23 protein-coding genes are annotated in these 20,292 nt (G+C 39.8%); all 23 read right to left on the minus strand.

Going from position 1 to position 20,292, the window contains the following annotated elements; translation table 11 throughout:
- Positions 1–108 precede the first annotated feature (108 nt).
- Genes AC0NJP_RS03740 through AC0NJP_RS03850 form a run of 23 tightly spaced genes read right to left on the minus strand, consistent with a single transcriptional unit; the run spans position 109 to position 20,175 of the window.
- The gene (locus AC0NJP_RS03740) at positions 109–960 is read right to left on the minus strand and encodes a DUF6115 domain-containing protein (protein ID WP_474698809.1); all 852 of its coding nucleotides are present in this window, start codon (positions 958–960) and stop codon (positions 109–111) included.
- Positions 961–982: 22 nt separating this feature from the next.
- Positions 983–1,324: a hypothetical protein gene (locus tag AC0NJP_RS03745; protein ID WP_474038672.1), complete on the minus strand. Its 342-nt coding sequence runs from the start codon at positions 1,322–1,324 to the stop codon at positions 983–985.
- Between the two features lie 28 nt (positions 1,325–1,352).
- Positions 1,353–2,975: a DUF342 domain-containing protein gene (locus AC0NJP_RS03750; protein ID WP_474698810.1), complete on the minus strand. Its 1,623-nt coding sequence runs from the start codon at positions 2,973–2,975 to the stop codon at positions 1,353–1,355.
- A gap of 24 nt (positions 2,976–2,999) precedes the next feature.
- The gene (locus AC0NJP_RS03755; RefSeq protein ID WP_474698811.1) at positions 3,000–3,755 is read right to left on the minus strand and encodes a FliA/WhiG family RNA polymerase sigma factor; all 756 of its coding nucleotides are present in this window, start codon (positions 3,753–3,755) and stop codon (positions 3,000–3,002) included.
- Between the two features lie 26 nt (positions 3,756–3,781).
- On the minus strand, positions 3,782–4,108 hold the full coding sequence (locus AC0NJP_RS03760) for a hypothetical protein (RefSeq protein WP_474038675.1): 327 nt from the start codon (positions 4,106–4,108) through the stop codon (positions 3,782–3,784).
- A 17-nt stretch (positions 4,109–4,125) separates the two neighbouring features.
- Complete coding sequence (locus AC0NJP_RS03765) at positions 4,126–4,611, minus strand: chemotaxis protein CheD (RefSeq protein WP_474038676.1); 486 nt, start codon at positions 4,609–4,611, stop codon at positions 4,126–4,128.
- Entirely contained in the window at positions 4,611–5,231 is a 621-nt protein-coding gene (locus AC0NJP_RS03770; RefSeq protein WP_474038677.1) for a chemotaxis protein CheC, read from the minus strand. Before AC0NJP_RS03770 ends, AC0NJP_RS03765 begins: the two co-directional genes overlap by 1 nt.
- A 28-nt stretch (positions 5,232–5,259) precedes the next feature.
- Positions 5,260–5,727: a chemotaxis protein CheW gene (locus AC0NJP_RS03775; protein WP_474038678.1), complete on the minus strand. Its 468-nt coding sequence runs from the start codon at positions 5,725–5,727 to the stop codon at positions 5,260–5,262.
- Positions 5,728–5,741: 14 nt separating this feature from the next.
- Positions 5,742–7,808 carry a chemotaxis protein CheA gene (locus AC0NJP_RS03780; RefSeq protein ID WP_474038679.1) on the minus strand — a complete coding sequence of 689 codons (2,067 nt, stop codon included), beginning with the start codon at positions 7,806–7,808 and terminating at the stop codon, positions 5,742–5,744.
- A 14-nt stretch (positions 7,809–7,822) separates the two neighbouring features.
- The gene (locus tag AC0NJP_RS03785; RefSeq protein ID WP_474698812.1) at positions 7,823–8,875 is read right to left on the minus strand and encodes a protein-glutamate methylesterase/protein-glutamine glutaminase; all 1,053 of its coding nucleotides are present in this window, start codon (positions 8,873–8,875) and stop codon (positions 7,823–7,825) included.
- Between the two features lie 19 nt (positions 8,876–8,894).
- On the minus strand, positions 8,895–9,536 hold the full coding sequence (locus AC0NJP_RS03790) for a flagellar brake protein (RefSeq protein WP_474038753.1): 642 nt from the start codon (positions 9,534–9,536) through the stop codon (positions 8,895–8,897).
- Between the two features lie 25 nt (positions 9,537–9,561).
- On the minus strand, positions 9,562–10,464 hold the full coding sequence (locus AC0NJP_RS03795) for a MinD/ParA family protein (protein ID WP_474038681.1): 903 nt from the start codon (positions 10,462–10,464) through the stop codon (positions 9,562–9,564).
- 3 nt (positions 10,465–10,467) lie between these two features.
- On the minus strand, positions 10,468–11,568 hold the full coding sequence (flhF, locus tag AC0NJP_RS03800; protein WP_474038682.1) for a flagellar biosynthesis protein FlhF: 1,101 nt from the start codon (positions 11,566–11,568) through the stop codon (positions 10,468–10,470).
- Between the two features lie 6 nt (positions 11,569–11,574).
- Positions 11,575–13,641, minus strand: a complete 2,067-nt coding sequence (gene flhA / locus AC0NJP_RS03805; RefSeq protein ID WP_474038683.1) for a flagellar biosynthesis protein FlhA — start codon at positions 13,639–13,641, stop codon at positions 11,575–11,577.
- Positions 13,642–13,659: 18 nt separating this feature from the next.
- On the minus strand, positions 13,660–14,796 hold the full coding sequence (flhB, locus tag AC0NJP_RS03810) for a flagellar biosynthesis protein FlhB (protein ID WP_474038684.1): 1,137 nt from the start codon (positions 14,794–14,796) through the stop codon (positions 13,660–13,662).
- On the minus strand, positions 14,741–15,529 hold the full coding sequence (gene fliR / locus AC0NJP_RS03815; RefSeq protein ID WP_474038685.1) for a flagellar biosynthetic protein FliR: 789 nt from the start codon (positions 15,527–15,529) through the stop codon (positions 14,741–14,743). Before fliR ends, flhB begins: the two co-directional genes overlap by 56 nt.
- A gap of 23 nt (positions 15,530–15,552) precedes the next feature.
- Positions 15,553–15,822, minus strand: coding sequence for a flagellar biosynthesis protein FliQ (gene fliQ, locus AC0NJP_RS03820; RefSeq protein ID WP_474038686.1), 270 nt, complete (start codon positions 15,820–15,822; stop codon positions 15,553–15,555).
- Positions 15,823–15,839: 17 nt separating this feature from the next.
- On the minus strand, positions 15,840–16,598 hold the full coding sequence (gene fliP / locus AC0NJP_RS03825) for a flagellar type III secretion system pore protein FliP (protein ID WP_474038687.1): 759 nt from the start codon (positions 16,596–16,598) through the stop codon (positions 15,840–15,842).
- Positions 16,599–16,603: 5 nt separating this feature from the next.
- Positions 16,604–17,134: a flagellar biosynthetic protein FliO gene (fliO, locus tag AC0NJP_RS03830; RefSeq protein WP_474038754.1), complete on the minus strand. Its 531-nt coding sequence runs from the start codon at positions 17,132–17,134 to the stop codon at positions 16,604–16,606.
- A gap of 5 nt (positions 17,135–17,139) precedes the next feature.
- Positions 17,140–17,502 carry a response regulator gene (locus AC0NJP_RS03835; RefSeq protein ID WP_474038688.1) on the minus strand — a complete coding sequence of 121 codons (363 nt, stop codon included), beginning with the start codon at positions 17,500–17,502 and terminating at the stop codon, positions 17,140–17,142.
- Positions 17,503–17,532: 30 nt separating this feature from the next.
- Positions 17,533–18,675 carry a flagellar motor switch phosphatase FliY gene (gene fliY / locus AC0NJP_RS03840; protein ID WP_474038689.1) on the minus strand — a complete coding sequence of 381 codons (1,143 nt, stop codon included), beginning with the start codon at positions 18,673–18,675 and terminating at the stop codon, positions 17,533–17,535.
- Entirely contained in the window at positions 18,668–19,666 is a 999-nt protein-coding gene (fliM, locus tag AC0NJP_RS03845) for a flagellar motor switch protein FliM (protein ID WP_474038690.1), read from the minus strand. The genes fliY and fliM overlap by 8 nt, the downstream gene beginning before the upstream one ends.
- Before the next feature lie 38 nt (positions 19,667–19,704).
- Positions 19,705–20,175, minus strand: a complete 471-nt coding sequence (locus AC0NJP_RS03850) for a flagellar basal body-associated FliL family protein (RefSeq protein WP_474698813.1) — start codon at positions 20,173–20,175, stop codon at positions 19,705–19,707.
- Positions 20,176–20,292: the final 117 nt, after the last annotated feature.

A 20,292-nucleotide genomic window follows, 5' to 3' on the forward strand; every position in this document is an offset into this window, starting at 1 on the left:
GAATTGCGTGTGAATTATACCGGAATATATTTTATCATAAATAAACGATAGATACAAGCACAAATTTTAATTTATCGTAAATGCTCTTTAGCTTTTAATATGAGCAATTTATGATGTCTTATTCAATTCAAGAAATAATAAAATTTCACCTTTGCCTAAACCTGTTACCTTAGAAATTTCCGTAACAGTATAACCTTGTTGCGCCATAGCCAATACAACAGGTCGTTGTTGTTGTATGGATTGATCTAGTTTAGCAATATCTTGTTCGACCGAAGCTTTATGCTGCTCCGCCGCTAGCGCATCAGCCAATCTAGTATCTGGTTCACTCGAATTAACTGCTTGGGGCTGATTTACCGTCTCATCGGAAGTGACTGCTTCCGTTTCCTGTGACGCTGGCGCTGAAATAGAAGTTTCTCGTTGGTGTTGATATTGATTAAAAGCATAAGGAACCACTTTTTCAAGCGGCTCCGGCTGTGCTGACAGCTTTTGTTCCGTTTCTCGAACCTGATAGAGTGGGATCGCTTCTTGTAATTCCACTCTATCACGCGCTAAGGAAAGATCTTCTTTAGCTAATTGCATAAGAGCAGTTTTTTGAGTATTAGCGAGTACAGTATTAACAACTTTAGCTTCCGATATTTTTTCATCAAGTTCATTCATTTTTTTATCTGTGTCAGACAAGGCTTGGCCCATGGAAGTCAACTTACTTTCACTTTGACGAATGGTTTCACCCATCTTTTCCATTTTATGATCAGCTTCTGCCAACAGCGATTCAAGCTGAACAATATGTCCTTCTAGATTTTTAATTACTGTATCAGCAGTTAGCTCTAGCTGATCTTGCAAATCATTTGCTGGTTTCGCCAATTGATTGCTAAAACGTTGCTTAAGCAAATCCTGTTTTGAAAAAGCTAGTAAAGCTAATGCCAACAAAAACGTGACCGCCACAACTACTGTAGTTAACATAAAGACACCTCAATTACCCTGCTCAAGTTTTAATATCAATAGTATGACCTCGTACTGGATCGCTAGGAATCACCGTTTTGGGCAGTGACATAGCATTTTCTTCTTGCGACGAATCACGCTTTGAAAACTGTTTTTGGGAATGGCCTTTTTCTTGTTCACGCTCTTGATCGCGTGTAATTTTTCCGCCTTCCGACTTATCGCTTTGCTGTACTTGCTGCTGGCGGTGATTTGTTACAGTTTTAAATTGTTCGCTAACAATCTGCTGATCTAACGCGGGCTGTTGGTTCGCAATTTGTTGCATTTTTCCGACATCAGTTGTTCGTGGAATCAACACTTGCATCTCCATGGGCCTAATGCCATTCATTGCTATCACCACCTACTAAGATCAAAGCTTACCGATAAGAACCAACCACAATTTCCCCATCATCCTCATAAAAGGAAACAAATTTCATGTTTTCCCTTATAGGTTTCACTAAAGTGCCTACTACAACTTTCACCCCTGGATATACGGTATCAGCTATCTTAATTTTGCCGTAACGCATATCATCAAACATGGCCTCAATTTCTGCCAGACGTTTTTTATGCGTTTCTTGCTGACCCATTAAATGAAATTGCGCTTTTGTCATTTTTAACAACATTTCCCGTTTATCAGGCGACAATTTTTCTGGATCAACTGATTTCAAAATAGTCAAAGCTTTTTGTGCTTGCTCTAAGGTAACATTCAGCTTCTTCATTTCCCGTCGAAGAAACTGATGTTCTTCTCTAAGCATCGGATTTACACCGACTTCTAAATCTGTACTAACAGACATATAGGTTCCAGCAACTTTTGCGCGAATTTCCTCTCCAGCTGACACAGTTCCGCCAGCAATTAAACCTTTACGTCCTTCGACAATAATTTTCTTAGCCGCACTGACCCTGCTATGTAAAATTACATCAGCTACAAGAACTTCCCCGCCAGCAAATACTGTAGCATTTTCAATGAACTTTGCTGTCACATTTTCTAAGGCTTTTACATAACCACGGTTCATTCCCTGAATTCCAGTTCGAACTAATACATTTTTGCCTTCTACTGTGCCACCGGCAATAGCCCCCATAACCTCTATATCGCCGGCTGCCTTTACGGAAAACCCAGACTGAACAGACCCACGAATTGTGACACTACCGATAAAGTCAATGTTACCAGTAGACAAGTCAACATCACCCTTGATTTCAATCACTGGAACCACATTCACTTTACCATTCGTCAAAAGTGCTTGGCCTGCAATATCGGCAACAATTCGATTTTCTTCGATCCGAACATTTTTTCCAACTGGAAGCGGTAAATCCTTGCCTGGTTTTGGTGAAATATCCGTCCCTAAAATATCTTTTCCTGGTGAGCCGCTTGTTGCTGGAATTTTTTCTGCTAATACATCATCTTGATTAACAACGGTAAACAAATTAAGGTCTTTATAATCAACCGTCCCATTGTCCTTTTCAACAGGACGACCACGATTTGCATCGTCAAAAAGCACTTTTATTTCTGAACTTTTACCATCAACAGCGGCAAGACCCTTAGCACATATCACCGTACTGCCAGGACGCTCATTAGCCTGCTGAACTGCCGCCTCATCAATTCCATAAACAATGCCCGCAGCTGCTAATTTGTCCATAATTTCTTGCAAATTAATCGGACGGCAACGTGGTGGTTTTTTTATGGAAAGATTGGCTGACATGCGATCACGCGCAACAAGTATCGTATATTCCGGCTCGGCCGCTTCCGCTTTATAATCAGCAATTTTGACAGGTGTCCCCGTAGCATCGGCAATTGTTTTAGAAATCATCCCTGCTTTTATATCCGAAATTTCTCTTGCAGCCAGCTCTTGTAAAATAGCAGCTTCCGCCACAATTTTTCCGTCTCCCTGGGGAGGATGAACCGTCAAATAAACGCCCTTTTCACTTGTTTCTAGTGAATAATACCCATTAAGGTCTTTTAATTTATCTTCAACTACTTCTACAATGCGTTCATGTTCAGACACTGTAATCCTCCTCTCAAACCGAGACTAGAGTAAACTAGACTTCAGACGGGACAAAGCAGCCCTCATCCGAAAAATAGCCTTGGTATGCAACTGAGAAATTCTTGCTTCCGAAAGTTTCATAATTAAACTAATTTCTTTGAGGGTTAATCCTTCATAATAATAAAGAGATAAAACGATTTTTTCTTTTTCCTGTAAGTTATCAATCGTTTGCGCTAAAGTAATTTTAACCTCTTCATCCTCAATCGCCTGTGACGGATTCACTAGGCCCGAAGAGCTCTCTGACTTTGCGTAATCTTCCAAAGGAATTAAAGTCGTTGCATTGAGCTGCGAAAGCAACTGATAGTACTGTTCTAAAGGTATTGCAAGTTCATTAGCAATTTCCTGATCAGTAGCGGAGCGGCCTAAACGATTCTCTAGACGGACCAAAGCCTGTTCATACTGTTTCGCCTTTTGGCGCAACGTTGTAGGAATCCAGTCTTGGGCCCGCAGAGAATCTAAAATAGCGCCACGTATGCGAGCAACAGCATACGTTTCAAATTTAACACCACGCTTTTGATCATATCGTTCAATCGCGTCAAGTAATCCAAAGAAACCATTGCTTAGCAAATCATCCTTGTCCACATAGTGAGGTAAACCAATGGCAATCCTACCAGCAACGATTTTTACAAGAGGCAAATATTGTTCAATAATTTTATCCCGTAGAATGATCGACTTCTCTTGACTGTAGGCTTCCCACAATTGAAATATCTCATTATTTTTGCTTTCGTTCAAAACTGTCATTCATTATCCCCCGTCCCTTATCGAAATCACCCTTTCGATTCGGATATATGCTCAAGCTTATCGGCAGATAAGGGTTGAAAAGAAGAATTCACATTCTGCTCTTCTCTTTCATTCTCAAGGGGTTCTTGATTCGAAGCTAAGTCTTTTTTTATTTCTTCACTATTTGCAATAAGACTTTTAAAAGTTCGTTTGACCCACAAGGTAAGAACCAGCCCGAGAGAAGCAAAAAACAATAAAGAGATAGAGGATCGAAACAAAATAGCCATAGGTCGCACTTGCTGGGAAAATGCACAAAAAGCAGTAAGAACTGACGCAACTGCTGCAAGTGCTAAGGCTGGAATAAATTGATTCACACTATTGCAACTCCTCTCTATAGCTCCTTCTCTCCTTTATCAATTGTTTTTACTCGATACATACCTGTATCAAGTTTTATTTCTACAGTACGTCCGTAATTTCCTCCAGTATCTTCAGCAACTAATCGAATTGCTAGCTTTTTCAAAACAACTTTTACTGCCTCGGAGTTACGTTCACCGACGCGCATAATGTCTGTCGCATTAGTAAAAGTAAACATTTGTGCACCACCGGCAATTTTCGCTGTAATTCGACTGCGAGAGGCGCCGCTTTTGATCATTTCTTCTAACATTAGCGGAATTGCCGTATCAGCAAATTTGGCTGGATTTTCTGTAGAACGAGCTTGGGTACTATCTGGAAGCATAATGTGAGCAAGACCGCCAATTTTAGTAATAGGGTCATATAACGCAATTCCTACACAGGAACCTAGCCCATAGCTGATAATACTGGCTGGATTGGAACCGATTTTATAATCAGCCATTCCGACTTTAATCAATTCAGCCATTATTCCTTCACCCCTATTGCCGAAAGAATCGTGCTCAAGGATCCGGGATCGGGAATCAAAAAGAAGTGGCCTTTTACACCTTCGAATTCAGTCGTAAATTCCGTTTCAATAACGAGGGCATGATCTCCCATTTGACCAATTTGGCTCAAAATAACACTCAAAATAGCGCCAGCCATATCAATTGCCAAAGCGGGAATAGATGGTAAAAGCGTCAATTTTGTAAAAAAGGATAAAGCATTCAGGTAAGCGCCTGCTAAAATATTGCCAATTTCCATCAAAGCCGATTCATCCATGGAGTTCAATGAAGTTGTATAGCCTTGCTCACGTCCCATCAACATGTCTACAAGATAAAACGCACTATCACGTGGCAGCAAGAACAAAATACTGCCTGGTGCCGGACCAAAGACACGCAAATATACGCCAGCTACCATAGCATCAGGACCGCCAACAACATCGGGAACATCGCCAAGAGGAAGAATGGAAACTTGCGGCACAGTCATGTCAATTTTGCGATTAATAATCTGCGATAAGGCAGTGGCGGCATTACCAGCTCCTACATTGCCAATTTCTCGCAAAGCATCAAGCTGCATAGTTGACAACTTTAAAATTTCTTCAGACAAGATTTCCACCTCATTACTTGCGTATTCACTAACCTACTTTAGCATTTTCTTGATTCATACCAATAATCGCTTCTAAATTCAATAAGATCAGCAGACGATTATCAAGCTTGCCAACACCATCTAGATAATTCGCTGCTACGTCAGTAACAACAGACTGGGAAGACTCAATATTCTCATGAGAAATCGCCATAACTTCCGATACAGCATCAACAATTAGGCCAACAGTAATTTCTTGTATTTTTACAATAACAATACGTGTATCATCAGTAAACTCGCCAGCTTGTAGACTCAGACGACGCTTCAAATCAAGAACGGGAAGAACACTCCCTCTTAGATTCATCACGCCGCGAATATAGTCAGGAGTATAAGGTACACGAGTGATATCGGTCATGCGCTTAATCTCCTGAACTTGCAAAATACTAATGGCATATTCTTCTCTGCCTAATTTAAAAACAACAAGTTGAAGTTCATTTTCCGTAAACGTCTGTTCTGCCATTTTTTGCACCTCCCTTATTGCATTAATGAGCCGACATCTAAGATCAAGGCAACTTGGCCGTTCCCTAAAATAGTAGCGCCAGCAATTACTTTAATTCCTGCAAGCAATTTACCTAAAGATTTAATAACAATTTCCTGCTGACCAATCAGCGTATCGACAATAATACCTGCACGACGGTCGCCTAAATGAACAATAACAACGAAAAGTTCTTCCTGTTCATTTTTTTCTTTGGTTGGAACTTCTAAAGATTCCGCCAAACGAACAATCGGAATAATCTGGCCTCGCAGTAAAATAACTTCTTGATTTTGTACTGTTTTGATGTCGTCATGGGTAATATTAATCGTACTATCAATAGCCCCTAACGGAATTGCATAAATTTCTTCACTAACATTGACTAGAAGCGCTTGAATAATTGCTAATGTCAAAGGCAAACGAATTTTAAACTTACTACCTTCGCCTACTTTTGTTTCCACATCAACCATACCGCCAAGCGACTCTATTTTCGTTTTAACAACATCCATACCAACACCGCGTCCAGATACGTCTGTCAGTACCTCCGCTGTTGAAAAACCAGGATAAAAAACCATACGAACTGCTTCATTAGGATCCATTTTATCAACATCAGCCTGCGTAACTAGACCCTTTTCTACAGCCTTACGCTTAATCACTTCTGGATTAATTCCCTTGCCATCGTCTTCAACCATAATAATTACATTATTGCCCTCATGGCTGGCAATCAAACGAACTTCGCCTACCGGATTTTTCCCCTGAGCTTCCCGTTCCTCCGGATGCTCAATACCATGGTCAATGGAGTTACGGAGCAAATGGACAAGGGGATCGCCAATTTCGTCAATAACAGTACGATCAAGTTCTGTTTCTTCCCCTTGAATAATCAAATTAATTTCTTTATTTAACTCATGGGATAAATCGCGAACCATACGAGGAAACCGATTAAAAACTTGGCCAACTGGCACCATGCGGACTTTCATAACAACATTCTGCAAATCTGTTGTTACACGATCCATTTGCTCAATCGTTTCGACAAGGTCTGTCAATTTATGAGTGATTCCAATCTGTTCAAGACGTGTTTTATTAATAACAAGTTCGCCTACTAAATTTAATAAACTATCTAGTTTATCAATATCGACACGAACCGACTGGCCACTTTTGAGTTTTTGTGAATTATCATTTCCTTTAGGCGCACCAGCTGGCTTTTTAGGTGCTGGTGCAGCATTTTGCGGAGTACTAGCACTCGTAGCGGCTGCCACTGGAGCCGCTTTAACTTCCGGTACTTTCATTTCACATACCAAAACCTGCGCAGTGTCAACTTCCGAAATATTTAAAACAGTTTGTTGTATCTTGTCAGCTTCATTGCCAGTCACAAGAAATACCTGGAAAGAAAGTTCAAAATTTTCCCGTTCTAATTCCTCAGCGGCGGGAACCGCTTTAAAAACTTCGCCCATTTCTTCCAAGGCGCTCATTACCATATAGGCGCGAGCTGACTTGAGTATACAGCCATCACGTAGCTTTACTTGTATTTCATAAGCAACTAGCCCTTGCTGCTGGGCTTGTAAAATGACACCTTTCTCGGATTCGCTAAATTCCATCGTCGAAAGCGGCTCACCGCTTGCTGTAGAGGTTGCAGTTGCTGCTGCCGTTGCTGTAACTTGCGGTGAAGCAGCACTTTCACCAGCACCAGATTCACCTTTGGCAATTTGGTGTAATTTTTGAATAAGCGGAGCAATTTCAATATCAGATTCTGTATTATTAGACACGCTTTCAACAAGCTGTTCTAGCGTATCTACGCAACGAAATAACGTATTAACAATAACCTCACTCGCATTTAAAACAGATTTACGCAATAAATCAAGCACATTTTCCATTTCATGCGTTAATTCAGCAATTTGTGTAAATCCCATTGTAGCTGACATACCTTTGATCGTATGAGCGCTACGAAAAATTTCATCAAGAACGCTTAAATCACTTGGATCATTTTCTAATTCTAGTAGATTTTGATTTAATGTCTGCAAATGTTCGCGTGACTCTTCTAAAAACATACCCATGTATTGATTTGTATCCATAGTTGCACCTCCAGTTATTTTGTAACGGCCTTGACAATCTCGTTAGCAACTGCATGAAGTGGTACAAGACGATCAACGACCCCCAACTCAACGGCTGACTTAGGCATCCCATAAACAACAGCCGTTGTCTGGTCTTCAGCAATTGTAATTCCATTAAAACGTTTGATGGCAGCAATCCCTTTTGAACCATCATGGCCCATTCCAGTTAAAATAACTCCAATTGCCTTTTGTTTATATAAATTCGCAATACTTTCCAGCATGGGATCAACTGCTGGGCGATGTCCGCCAATAGGAGGATTTTGATTTAACTTCACAACGGTTCTATTTTGCGTTCGCTCGAAAGTCATATGATAATTTCCAGGAGCAATTAGCACGAGTCCATGACGCAAAATATCATTGTTTTCTGCCTCCTTTATGGTCAAAGCTGAAAGCGAATTTAATCTTTCTGCTAAAGATTTAGTAAAACCAGGAGGCATATGCTGCACAATCACAATACTACTTGGCAGCGTCCCCGGTAAATTTGTCAGCACTTCCTGCAAAGCTCTTGGACCACCTGTTGATGTACCAATGGCAACAACTTTATCATCTACCGCTTCAGCCAAAGGTTGCAGCGGTGTTTTTTTCGGAACCGCGACAGGAGCAACGGGAAAAGGGCTCCTCTTTAGAGTGCTTACATTTACCTTCGCTGCAGCTCGGCATTTTTCGACAACTTCGTTTTGAATGCCGGAAAGTGTCGAAATCGGCCCAGCTGTTTTGGCAATAAAGTCGACTGCACCAAGTTCTAACGCACGTAAAGTGGCTTCCGCTCCATCATGAGTTAAACTGCTAATCATAACTACAGGAACAGGGGTTTGCTTCATGATTTCTTCTAATGCTTTTATTCCGTCAACAACAGGCATCTCTACATCTAAAGTAACAAGATCAGGTTTTAAGTGCTTTACCTTATCAATGGCATCTTTGCCATTGCGAGCCGTGTCAACTACAGAAAAATCAGGCTGGGAAACAAATAAGTCTGTCAGCATTTTGCGCATGAATGCCGAGTCGTCTACAATTAGTACTCTGATCATCTTGGATCCCACCGTTTCTTTATAGTCCTTTTCGTTTACGCTCCAGCTGTTTTTGATAAATAAATTTAATAATTTTCCCTCTATCTTTTTCAATAATTTCGCCATAGGCGATGCCAAGCAAGAAAATTGGTCGTTCCGCCACTTGCTTTTGTACACGGATAACCGTTCCTGTTGCCATAACCAGTTCGCCGTCGCCTAAATCTATCGTCAAAACCACTTCTGTTTGCAATAAAAAGGGTTTTGATGCAATTAAACAAACACCGCCACCGCTAAGATCGCGGGTAATCATTTGTTCACTTTGTTCACCGGCTTCATTCTGCCACTTTACTATAACAGATACTCCTATATCTAAACGGACAAAAGATCTTTGCTGTATCTTTTGTATTTCTGTCGGCATCGTTACAAGCCATACAGGAATTGGACGCAGCCTTTTGTCTTGGTAAACGCTCTTAAATTGATAACGCCCCGTTTCATTTAAAATACTGCCATAAAAAGAAGTTCCTGAAAGAGGAATGACTGGCATTTGCTGCTTCATCGGCATAGCTAAAATTAACTGATTCTTTCCTATTTCTTCAATTCGGCTACGATGATATTCTGTTTCTCGCCCACTCACGAGAATAATTTCTACCCGTTGATTGACTTGTAAAATTTGATGACTAATGAAAAATCCCCCCTATGAAAACCACTTAACGCAATATATCTAAAAACTTCGAAAAAAATCCGCGAATTCCTTTCGGCACCAATATTTTTTCTTCTAAAGTAATTTTATAAGCAATTTCTTCAATACATTGAGAGGAGATTGAGTTCGGATATGACAAAAGAAGGGGTTTTTGTTTTTTCACCGCTTCCATCATAGAGCGATCTTCATAAATAAAGCCTAACTGTGCTAGGGGAATTTTTAAAAATTTCTGAGCTACATGACCCAATTTATCAAAAACAAATTGTCCTTCTGTAACATCAAGAACACGATTCACGACTAAATGCAACGGTGCTGTTACTTGATGACTGGCAATTGTTTTAACCATAGCATACGCATCGGTGATCGCCGTTGGCTCCGGCGTTGTAATTAAAATCACTTCATCTGCAGCCATCACAAAATTAATAACATTACGATGAATGCCAGCTCCCGTATCAATCAATATAATATCAGCCCAGCTATCAAAAAGAGTAATTTTACGAACGAGCCTTTCTAGCGCTTCGTTTGACAAGTTCGCTAATTCATGAATCCCAGAACCACCTGATAAAAATTTAATTCCACACGGCCCCTCCGTAATAACATCATTTACATCCATGTCGCTAGAAAGAAGATGCATTAAGGTATAAGGAACATGACAGCCTAAAACAATATCAATATTAGCCATACCAAGATCGGCATCAATTACTAAAACCTTTTTTTGATAAGCAGCTAAAGCCAAAGCTAAATTAATTGTAAAATTAGTTTTGCCTACTCCGCCTTTACCACTTGTCACTGTAATAACACGGGATTTTGCCAACTGCTGTTGTTTAATAATTTTGCCACGAGGAGACTGCGGCAAAGCTGTCGAAGAGTTTTTCGCCATAAGGCGCAGTTTTTCTGCTTGATCTTTCATAGGCTATTCCTTTAAAAGAAGATTTGCTAATTTAGCCGGATCGGCTAACTCAATATCATCAGGCACATTCTGACCTGTTGTAATATAAGACAGTCTTGCCGGAAAATGATACAACAAATTAAAAATGGTTCCTATATTCGTAGATTCATCGGCTTTTGTGAACAGAAATTTTTGTGGCGAACAGGCTGAAAACTTATTTACAATCTCTAATGCATCGCGATATTTTGTATTTGTTCCTAAAACCAAATGTTTTTCAATCGAAGCGTCTACCGAAAGCAGTGTTTGCAATTCAACCAAATGTTGTTGATTCGAAGGACTTCTTCCAGCGGTATCTACTAAAACCAAGTTTTTATCGCGATACCGATTAATCGCCGCTTTCAGTTCTTCTGGTGTATACACAATATCTAAGGGAACGCCAATAATATCGGCATAGGTTTTCAGTTGGTCAACTGCGGCAATTCGATATGTATCAGCCGTAACAAGTGCGACTTTATAGCCCTGCTTTAAGGCAAAATTAGCAGCTAGTTTTGCAATTGTCGTTGTTTTACCGACACCAGTCGGACCAATAAGCGCTACAACTTTGCACTGGTTTTCCACAAATTCGATCCCATTAATATTGGCAAAATACTGGTGGATTTTATGATAAAGCTGTCTTTTTACCATTTGCAGTTCTTGTTTAGATGGCGTTGAACTCACAAGAACGTTTTTCAACAGTTCTTCGGCAATAGGTAAATCTACATCATTATTCAAAAGCAATTGCAAGTAAGGAAAAAGTGGATTTTCCGTGGAAGCTTTTGTTCCTTCTTGCGGAACTTTATCTAGCACTTGCTCCATAAGATTCTTCATCGTAGCTAATTCTTCTTGCATTGCTACTATCTTATTTTCCGCTTCAGTGGGTTTTATCGGTAGAATCGGTTTTACATCTGCCGTTTTTACAGCATTTGATTCAATTGCCGCCATAACTTCGACCATATCTTTGGCGAAAAATCCCAAAAAACCGCCTTTTTTAAACCGTCTAGTATGAAGTATAACAGCATCACGGCCTAACTCTGTTTTCACCTGTGCCATTGCTTCCTGCATAGAACTGGCTGTATAAGATTTCACTTTCAATTATACTCTCACCATCCCTACTGCTTGGACTTCTACTTTTGCATCAATCTCAGCGTATGATAATACTACCAAATTTGGCGCAGCCCGTTCCGTCAATTTTCTAAAATAGAGTCGAGCCCCGGGGCTTGTCAAAACAATTGGCTGATATCCCAAGTTCGTAAGCTTAGGAATTTCTTCAGTCAGACTACTAATAAGTTCTTGCATCTTCTGAGGCTCTAAAGCGACAAAAGAACCTTGTTCTGTCCGTTGCACCGAATTAGTGATTATACTTTCTAACTGCGGATCAACAGTCAAACAAGTCAGTGTATTATTTATGACAAAACTGCTGCAAATTTGTCGCGACAAAGAATGACGAACGTACTCTGTCAAAACTTCCATATCTTTTGTCAATGTCGCATAGTCAGCAAGTGTTTCCAGTATTGTAACCATGTCTCGAATCGAAACTCGTTCACGTAAAAGATTAGATAAAACCTTTTGAATATCGCCATAAGCGAGAAGGTTTGGCACCAACTCTTCTACTACAGCTGGATTCTTCTGTTTAATCGAATCAACTAGTGTCTGTACTTCTTGACGCCCAATAATTTCAAAAGCATGCGCTTTAATGACTTCTGTCAAATGAGTGGCTAAAACTGACACAGTATCAACTACAGTATAGCCAGCAAGCTCGGCTTTTTCCCGGTCTGCTTCCTGTATCCAAATAGCGGGCAAACCAAAAGCCGGCTCTTGCGTAGGAATTCCAGGTATTTCCTCAAAAACAGTTCCTGGATTCATCGCCATATAATGTTCAAGTAATAATTCACCTCGAGCAATCTCTACACCTTTTAATTTTATGACATAAACGCTCGGTTTTAGTTGAATATTGTCACGAATTCGAATTGTAGGTACAATAAGCCCCAGTTCAATGGCACATTGCCGTCGAATCATGACGACGCGATCTAATAAATCACCGCCTTGGCCAACATCAACAAGTGGAATTAAACTGTAGCCAATTTCGAGTTCCATTTGATCAACTTGTAATAGCGAGACAATATTTTCGGGTTTGCGTACTTCTTCCATTTCTTGCTGTTCCTGTTGATTAACTTCTTCTTTTTCAATCGTCTTCTGCGAATTTTTCAATGCATAAGCCGTAAAAAATAACAAACCGCTTAAGAGAGCGAACGGAATCCCTGGCAAACCTGGCACAATAGCGAAAAAAGCAAGTACTGTACCAACAATCAAAAAGACCCTGTCATTACTGATCAATTGTGTCGCTAGATCATAGCCAAGATTATGATCAGAAGCAGCCCTTGTCACAACAATACCAGTGGCTGTTGAAATAAGCAACGCTGGTATCTGATTCACGAGTCCTTCACCGACAGTTAAAAGGGTATATTGCGACAGAGCCTGGACGGCTGATAAATTAAACTGAACCATGCCAATAACAAAACCGCCAACAATATTAATTACAATAATGATAATAGCAGCAATCGCATCGCCTTTGACAAACTTACTGGCACCATCCATAGCGCCATAAAAATCAGCTTCTCGCTGAATTTTACGCCGCCGTTCCTTCGCCTCAGCATCATTAATCAGCCCAGAATTTAAATCAGCATCAATACTCATCTGCTTACCAGGCATAGCATCCAAAGTAAAGCGAGCCGCCACTTCCGCTACACGTTCAGCGCCTCGAGTAATAACAATAAACTGTATAATGATTAAAATAACAAACATGATAAAACCAACAATAGCATTCCCGCCAACAACATAATTTCCGAAAGCCAAAATCACTTCACCGGCATAGCCACTATTTAAGATCAGCCTTGTTGAAGACACATTAAGGGCTAGGCGAAATAATGTCGTAATAAGCAGCAGAGAGGGAAATACAGAAAAATCAAGTGGTTCTGTATTATAAACTGCAACCATCACAACCGTAAGAGCTAAAGTAATATTCAGTGTCAAAAAAATGTCAAGAAGCATTGTTGGCAGCGGAATAATCATCATAACAACAATTGTTACAATCGCTAGCGCAACAAAAACATCACTATATTTTGTAATTTTGGGAAAAGGTGTAGATGATTGAGAAGCCAAATAATCTCTCTCCTTCTGTTAGGACAGCTTTTTCTTGAGTCGATATACATATGCTAAAACTTCAGCGACAGCCTGATATAACTCAGCGGGGACCAAATCACCGATTTCCGTTAAACTATATAATGACCTTGCCAAAGGTTTATTTTCTACAATCGTAACCCCATGTTCTCGAGCAACTTCTTTAATACGGAAAGCCAAATAATCTTGCCCTTTGGCAACAACAAGCGGCGCCGGCATATCAGACTCGTATTTTAAAGCTACAGCAAAGTGTGTCGGATTTGTTACAACCACACTGGCACTCGGCACTTCCTGCATCATTCGCTGCATAGCCATTGCGCGCTGTTTTTGTTTGATTTGACTTTTAATTTTTGGATCGCCTTCGGCTTGTTTCATCTCTTCTTTTACTTCCTGCTTGCTCATCTTCAAACTCTTATTATGCTGCCACCATTGAAAATAATAGTCAGCAACTGATAACACAAGCAATACTGTAACAATACGAAATGCCAAATCAAGCCCTAGCGAACAAATCCACTGTAAAGATGCAATTAAGTCAAAAGAAATCATTTTAGGCAAATTATTAGCCTGGTCTTCCGCAAATTGGTAGATAAAAAAACTTACAACAAAAATTTTGAAAATTGACTTAGCTAATTCGGCTAAAGAGCGCATTGAAAACATGCGCGAAAATCCCGATATAGGGTTCAATTTATCTAAACTTGGTATTAAGGGTTCTAATGTAAACATAAACCCTACTTGAAAATAATTAACAGCAACAGAAACAATTACAATAATAGCCATAAGCGGCAAAGCCGTTTGTAAAAAAACAAGAGCATAAGCCAAAAACAAGACTTGAAAGGAATCAATCGTAAAATCGCTAGAAGGAAAATTAGTAAATACAGTTTTCATCAAACCAGCAAGCTGTTCATACATAAACGGGCCAACAAACTTTAGGGAAAAGAAGGCCGCTAACAAAACAACTGCCGAATTAAATTCCATACTTTTAGCAACTTGACCTTTATCACGTGACTCAGACTTTCGCTTTGCTGTTGGATCTTCTGTTTTCTCGCCAGAAAAACGCTGCAAATCAAAATTCAAACTGTGCTTATGGTCCAGCCTGAAATAATTGTATAAGTTTATTAATATCTGCCTGCATCCCATTAAACAATACCTCGAGAAAAAAAATATAAAAAGGCAAAGCCATTGAAAGCATAAATAAACCAATTAATATTTTTGCCGGCATACCAACCATAAAAATATTCATCTGTGGCATTGTCTTAGCTAAAATTCCCATACCAATATCTAAAAGTAATAAGGTAACTAAAACAGGCAAACTAATTTTCAAAGCAATCGCAAAAAAACCTGCTACAAGATTCACCATATAAGGAGCTAATGATTTTGAAAAAACAACATGCGTCACTGGAACAAGACGAAAACTATCTAATAACGCTGTCAGTAACAAATGATGCCCATTAGTTGCTAAAAAAACAAGAAGTGCCAGCATATATTTAAAGTTGCCAATCAAGGGAACCTGCTGTCCATATAAAGGATCTAAAATATTAACCATGGAAAAACCAATTTGGGTATCAATAAGATGCCCCGCCATTTGAATTGCTGAAAAAACAAAAGTAGCTGTAAAACCAATAATAAGTCCTACAATATATTCCGTCATTACAAGAAAAAAATATAATAAGAACGTTTTGGGTAAATCCGGCGTCTGCTGGCCTAAAATTGGCAGCAGAATTAAGGCTAAAATTAAGGAAAGTCCTGCTTTTACAATAATCGGCACATTGCGACTACCATAAATAGGCGCCGCCGTAAATATACCGCTCACTCTTACAAAAAGCAGGAAAAAAAGACCCATTTGATTTTGAACAAGGGCAAATAAATCCACTGCTTTGTCCACCTCTAGCTCTTTTAGTGAATCATTTGCGGCAAGCTTTGTAAAATTGCCTGCGTATAATCAACCATTAATCGCAACATCCAAGGACCAAACACTAAAATAGCTACAAACACAGCAATAATCTTAGGAATGAATGCCAGTGTTTGTTCTTGTATTTGCGTTGTCGCCTGAAAAATACTCACAAGCACTCCCACAACAAGGCCTAACCCTAGCATGGGAGCAGAAATCAACATAACCATAGCTAAAGCATCGCGACCAATTTGTATTGCCATATCACCATTCATCGTTTTTCCCTCCCTTTCTAGTTAAAACTAGTGACTAGCGAGCGAATTAGAAGGTGCCAGCCGTCAACTAAGACAAAAAGTAAAATTTTAAAAGGAAGAGAAATCATAACAGGCGGTACCATCATCATACCCATAGACATCAGCGTACTAGCTACAACCATATCAATAACAATGAATGGAATATAAATTAAAAATCCGATTTGAAAAGCAGTCTTTAATTCACTAATAACGAAGGCCGGAATAAGCGTCATAGTTGAAACCTCTTCTTGCGATGCTGGACGCGGCCCATCTGCTAAATTTATAAATAAAGCGATATCATTTTCACGTGTCTGCTTAAACATAAAAATTCGTAACGGCTTCATCGCCTCATTTAAAGCAGTTGGCTGATCCATAGTTCCTGCTAGATAAGGTTGCAGCGCTTTAGAATTTACTTCATCAATATAAGGTGACATCGTGAAAAAAGTAATGAATAAAGCAAGTCCTACTAAAATCTGATTAGGCGGCATTTGCTGCGTCCCTAAGGCGCTTCGCAAAAAAGAAAGTACGATAATAATCCGCGTAAACGAAGTCATCATGATCAAAATAGAAGGCGCTAACGTTAAAACAGTAAGTCCTAATAATATTTGTAGACTTGTAGCAACTTCCTGTGGCGTACTAGCTTGATCGACGCCCACAGTAACACTCGGAATCGGAATAAGTGGTGCCGCAACCGCTGAAGAGGTTGTCACAAAAGAAGCGAGAAGAACAGCACCAATTACAATAAATACTCTTAGCAAAGCGGTTACCTCTTCTCTATATCCGTTGCATCACGATCTAATGTATTTTTTCGTTCTTTATTCATTTTGTCTCTTCCAAAAACTTCAGGGAACTTATGAGACATATGCTGCAATGAATGAAGCTGACTGCGAAATACTTCCTGAAAAGTTTCTATCTCTTGTGTATTTTGTTCTTGGAGTTCATGAATTTTATCGGGATCAGTTATTGTTTGCAGTAAAGTAATATTGTGGTCTGTGACACCTAAAACCAAATATTCTCCTGCCATTTCCACAACATAAACAGCGCGATTTGTCCCTAACGAAAGGGAGCTTAGAATCTTGCTGGAATTCTTCCGCCCAGCAAGATTCAGTTTATTTCCCCAAAATCGCGAAGTAAAATATGCTAATGCCACAACTACTCCAAAAGTAAACAATAGCGAAATCACATAAGAAAATATGGAAAAACCACTCACAGCCGTTGCTGCCGGCTCTTGATATTTCAGGTATTCACCAGAAGCATCAGCAGCAAATACTTTAGACATCAGCAATAAATTCATCACATTTAGCCTACAGCTTTACGAACGGCCTCAAGAACTCGGTCAGGCTGAAAAGGTTTTACAATAAAATCGCGCGCACCGGCTTGAATCGCTTCAATAACCATGGCTTGTTGTCCCATCGCGCTACACATAATAACTTTCGCATTAGCGTCTATCTTTTTAATCTCTTTAACTGCCGCAATTCCATCCATCTCCGGCATAGTAATATCCATGGTAGTCAATTCAGGACGAAGTTCTTGCCATTTTTCAACAGCCCTAGCACCATTTTCAGCTTCCCCTACTACCTCATAGCCGTTTTTTGATAAAATATCTTTAATCATCATTCGCATAAAAGCAGCATCATCTACTATTAATACTCGAATTGCCATTCAACAATCTCTCCTTATCATTATAAATTTTTACTGTAAATTCGCAGCCCGTTCTAAGGGGCTTACAATATCGGTAACCCTAACGCCAAAATTTTCATCAATTACTACAACTTCACCTTTGGCAATCAATTTTCCATTCACGAGAACATCGACAGCTTCCCCTGCCAATTTATCAAGTTCAATGACAGATCCTGTAGACAACTCGAGAATTTCCTTTATTAATTTACGGGTACGCCCTAATTCTACCGTAACCTGCAACGGTACGTCCATAATTAAATTAATATTTGTATCACCAAGCGGAATTCCACTGGGCGTAAGTGGAGCAAATTGAACTGGCTGAACCACAACATTCGGAGCTGGCTGCGCCGGTTTTGCCGCTTGCATCATAGGTTGCGATGGTGCCGCATAAGCTGCTTGCGTTGCAGCTGGTGGAGCTGGTGTTGGTGCCGCCGCTGGAGTCGGTGTTGGCGCCGCTAGTGGCTGTGCTGCCTCCTGAGACATGTTAAGCAGATTTCCTACCATTTCCTTAGCAATATCTATACCAACAAGCTGCATAATTTCACTATCAATAAGATCTTCTACTTCCATACGAAACGATACGCGAACAATGGATTGATCTCCTTGAGCCAAGTTTGTAATCGGCGTCTCTGTTGAAAAATCAACACGCGTACTCGTTGGCGGCGAAATATCAACTTTCTTTTTAAACATAGTTGAAATAGAAGTCGCCGTAGATCCCATCATTTGATTCATTGCTTCCGTAACAGCGCTTGAATAAAGTTCATTCATCTCCGTCGGAGGATTCGAACCATCGCCGCCCATCATTAGATCAGAAATGATCAAAGCATCCTGCTCACGAATCGCCAGGATATTTGTCCCGGTAAGACCATGCGTATAACCGACTTCAATTACTAAATACGGTAGCGGATATTGCTCTTTGATTTCATCTAAGGTCGTAATGGAGACACGCGGTGTTGTAATTGATACGCGACGCCCTAACAATATTGATAAGGTTGTCGCCGCACTGCCCATAGAAATATTGCCAATCTCACCAAGTGCGTCTTTTTCTATATCAGATAAATCCTCTGCTGCACTTACATCAGCCGCAGGAGACGAACTGGGTTCACCTCTGAGTAAAGCATCAATTTCATCTTGTGAGAGAAATCCATCACTCATCTAAGTCATCTCCTTCTATCACTCTGGTCACTTGTACAGCCATTTTTTTGCCGCTTACACCAGGTTTACATAAAAACTTCTTTTGTTGACCAACATATACAGTTAATTCATCGGACACCTTTGTTTCAAGCTGTAAAACATCCCCTGCTGCAAGACCAAGCATTTCTGCTACACTAATCGTAACTTTGCCTAATTCCGTCGTAATTGGAATCACAGCTTTGCGCAATTTTTTCTGCAACGCTTGAATATTTTCATCAGAATCTTGCTTTGCTACAGAAGAAGCGACCCAGAAAGTTGTCGTTAGTTTTGACATGATGGGCTCTAACACTAAATAAGGAATACATAAATTTAAAAGACCTTCAGCCTGACCAATTTTTGCCTGTAACGTAATAATAACAACCATATCATTAGGCGGAACAATCTGTGTGAACTGAGGATTTGTTTCAATAACATCCATACTTGGATTCATGGCGATAACTTGTTTCCAAGCCTCTTGCAATGATTCCAATGCTTTATTAATCACTCGAGTAATAATCGCTTCTTCAATATCCGTTAAAGGTCTGGGTTTATTCGGTGCTGATCCAACGCCGCCGAATAAGCGGTCAATCAATGCAAATACTACATTAGGATTCAGTTCTAGTATGGCATTTCCTTTTAACGGACTCATTTGAAAAACACTAATTACACTTGGATTCGGCAAAGATCGAATAAATTCTTCATAAGTAAGCTGATCAACAGAAGCGACATCAATATGCACGAGAGTACGCAAATTTGCGGAAAGATATGTGTTAAACAGTCGAGCAAAATTCTCATGAATCATATAGAGCGTCCGAATCTGGTCTTTAGAAAATTTATCAGGACGCTTAAAATCATATAATTTTATTTTTCGTTGTTTCTCTTCACTTTGAATATCTTCAGCTGAAAGAACTCCACTCGATATATTAGAAAGCAGCTCATCAATCTCAGCTTGTGAGAGCACGTCGCCGGCCATCCAGTTGCCTCCCTTCCCGCAAAATCTAGAAAATCACATTATTGTATAACAAAATTTGTTATAAATACATTATAAACACGGTCGCCGCCTAAACTTTCATTTACCGCCCCTTTAATAAGATCTTTCAGTTTTTCTTGTTTGGACGGATCAAAATCTTCAATTTTTTGCGACCGTAACACTGAGATGACAGTATCTGTCATTTTCACTTCTTCAGGTGATAAATTCTTTCCTTCCTTCGGCGGCGCGTTCTTTTCCGGTTTGACTTCTAATATAATACCAACTTTAATAAAACGACCACTGCCAGCGCCCCCCACATTCAATACTAATCCTTCTTTGGGATCGCCTATTTTAACAAATTCGCCTGGTTCCGATTTTTTTGTTTCAACAGTTGATTTTTCTGATACAATTTTATTTGCAATAAAATAAGAAATACCGCCAGCTAATAAAAGTCCAACTACAACTAAACCTGCAACTATTGCTAGCGGAAATTTTTTCCCACCTTCAGCCATTCGGGTCCCCCCCTTAAGAATTATATCATATCGGTCTTAAAGACCTTAGCATTTATCTATAGGCGCTTTAATTCCGTTTCTTTCCTAAGCATATTTTTTCTACAAAGATAAGAAAAC

Source organism: Pelorhabdus sp. sgz311002 (genome assembly GCF_056134285.1).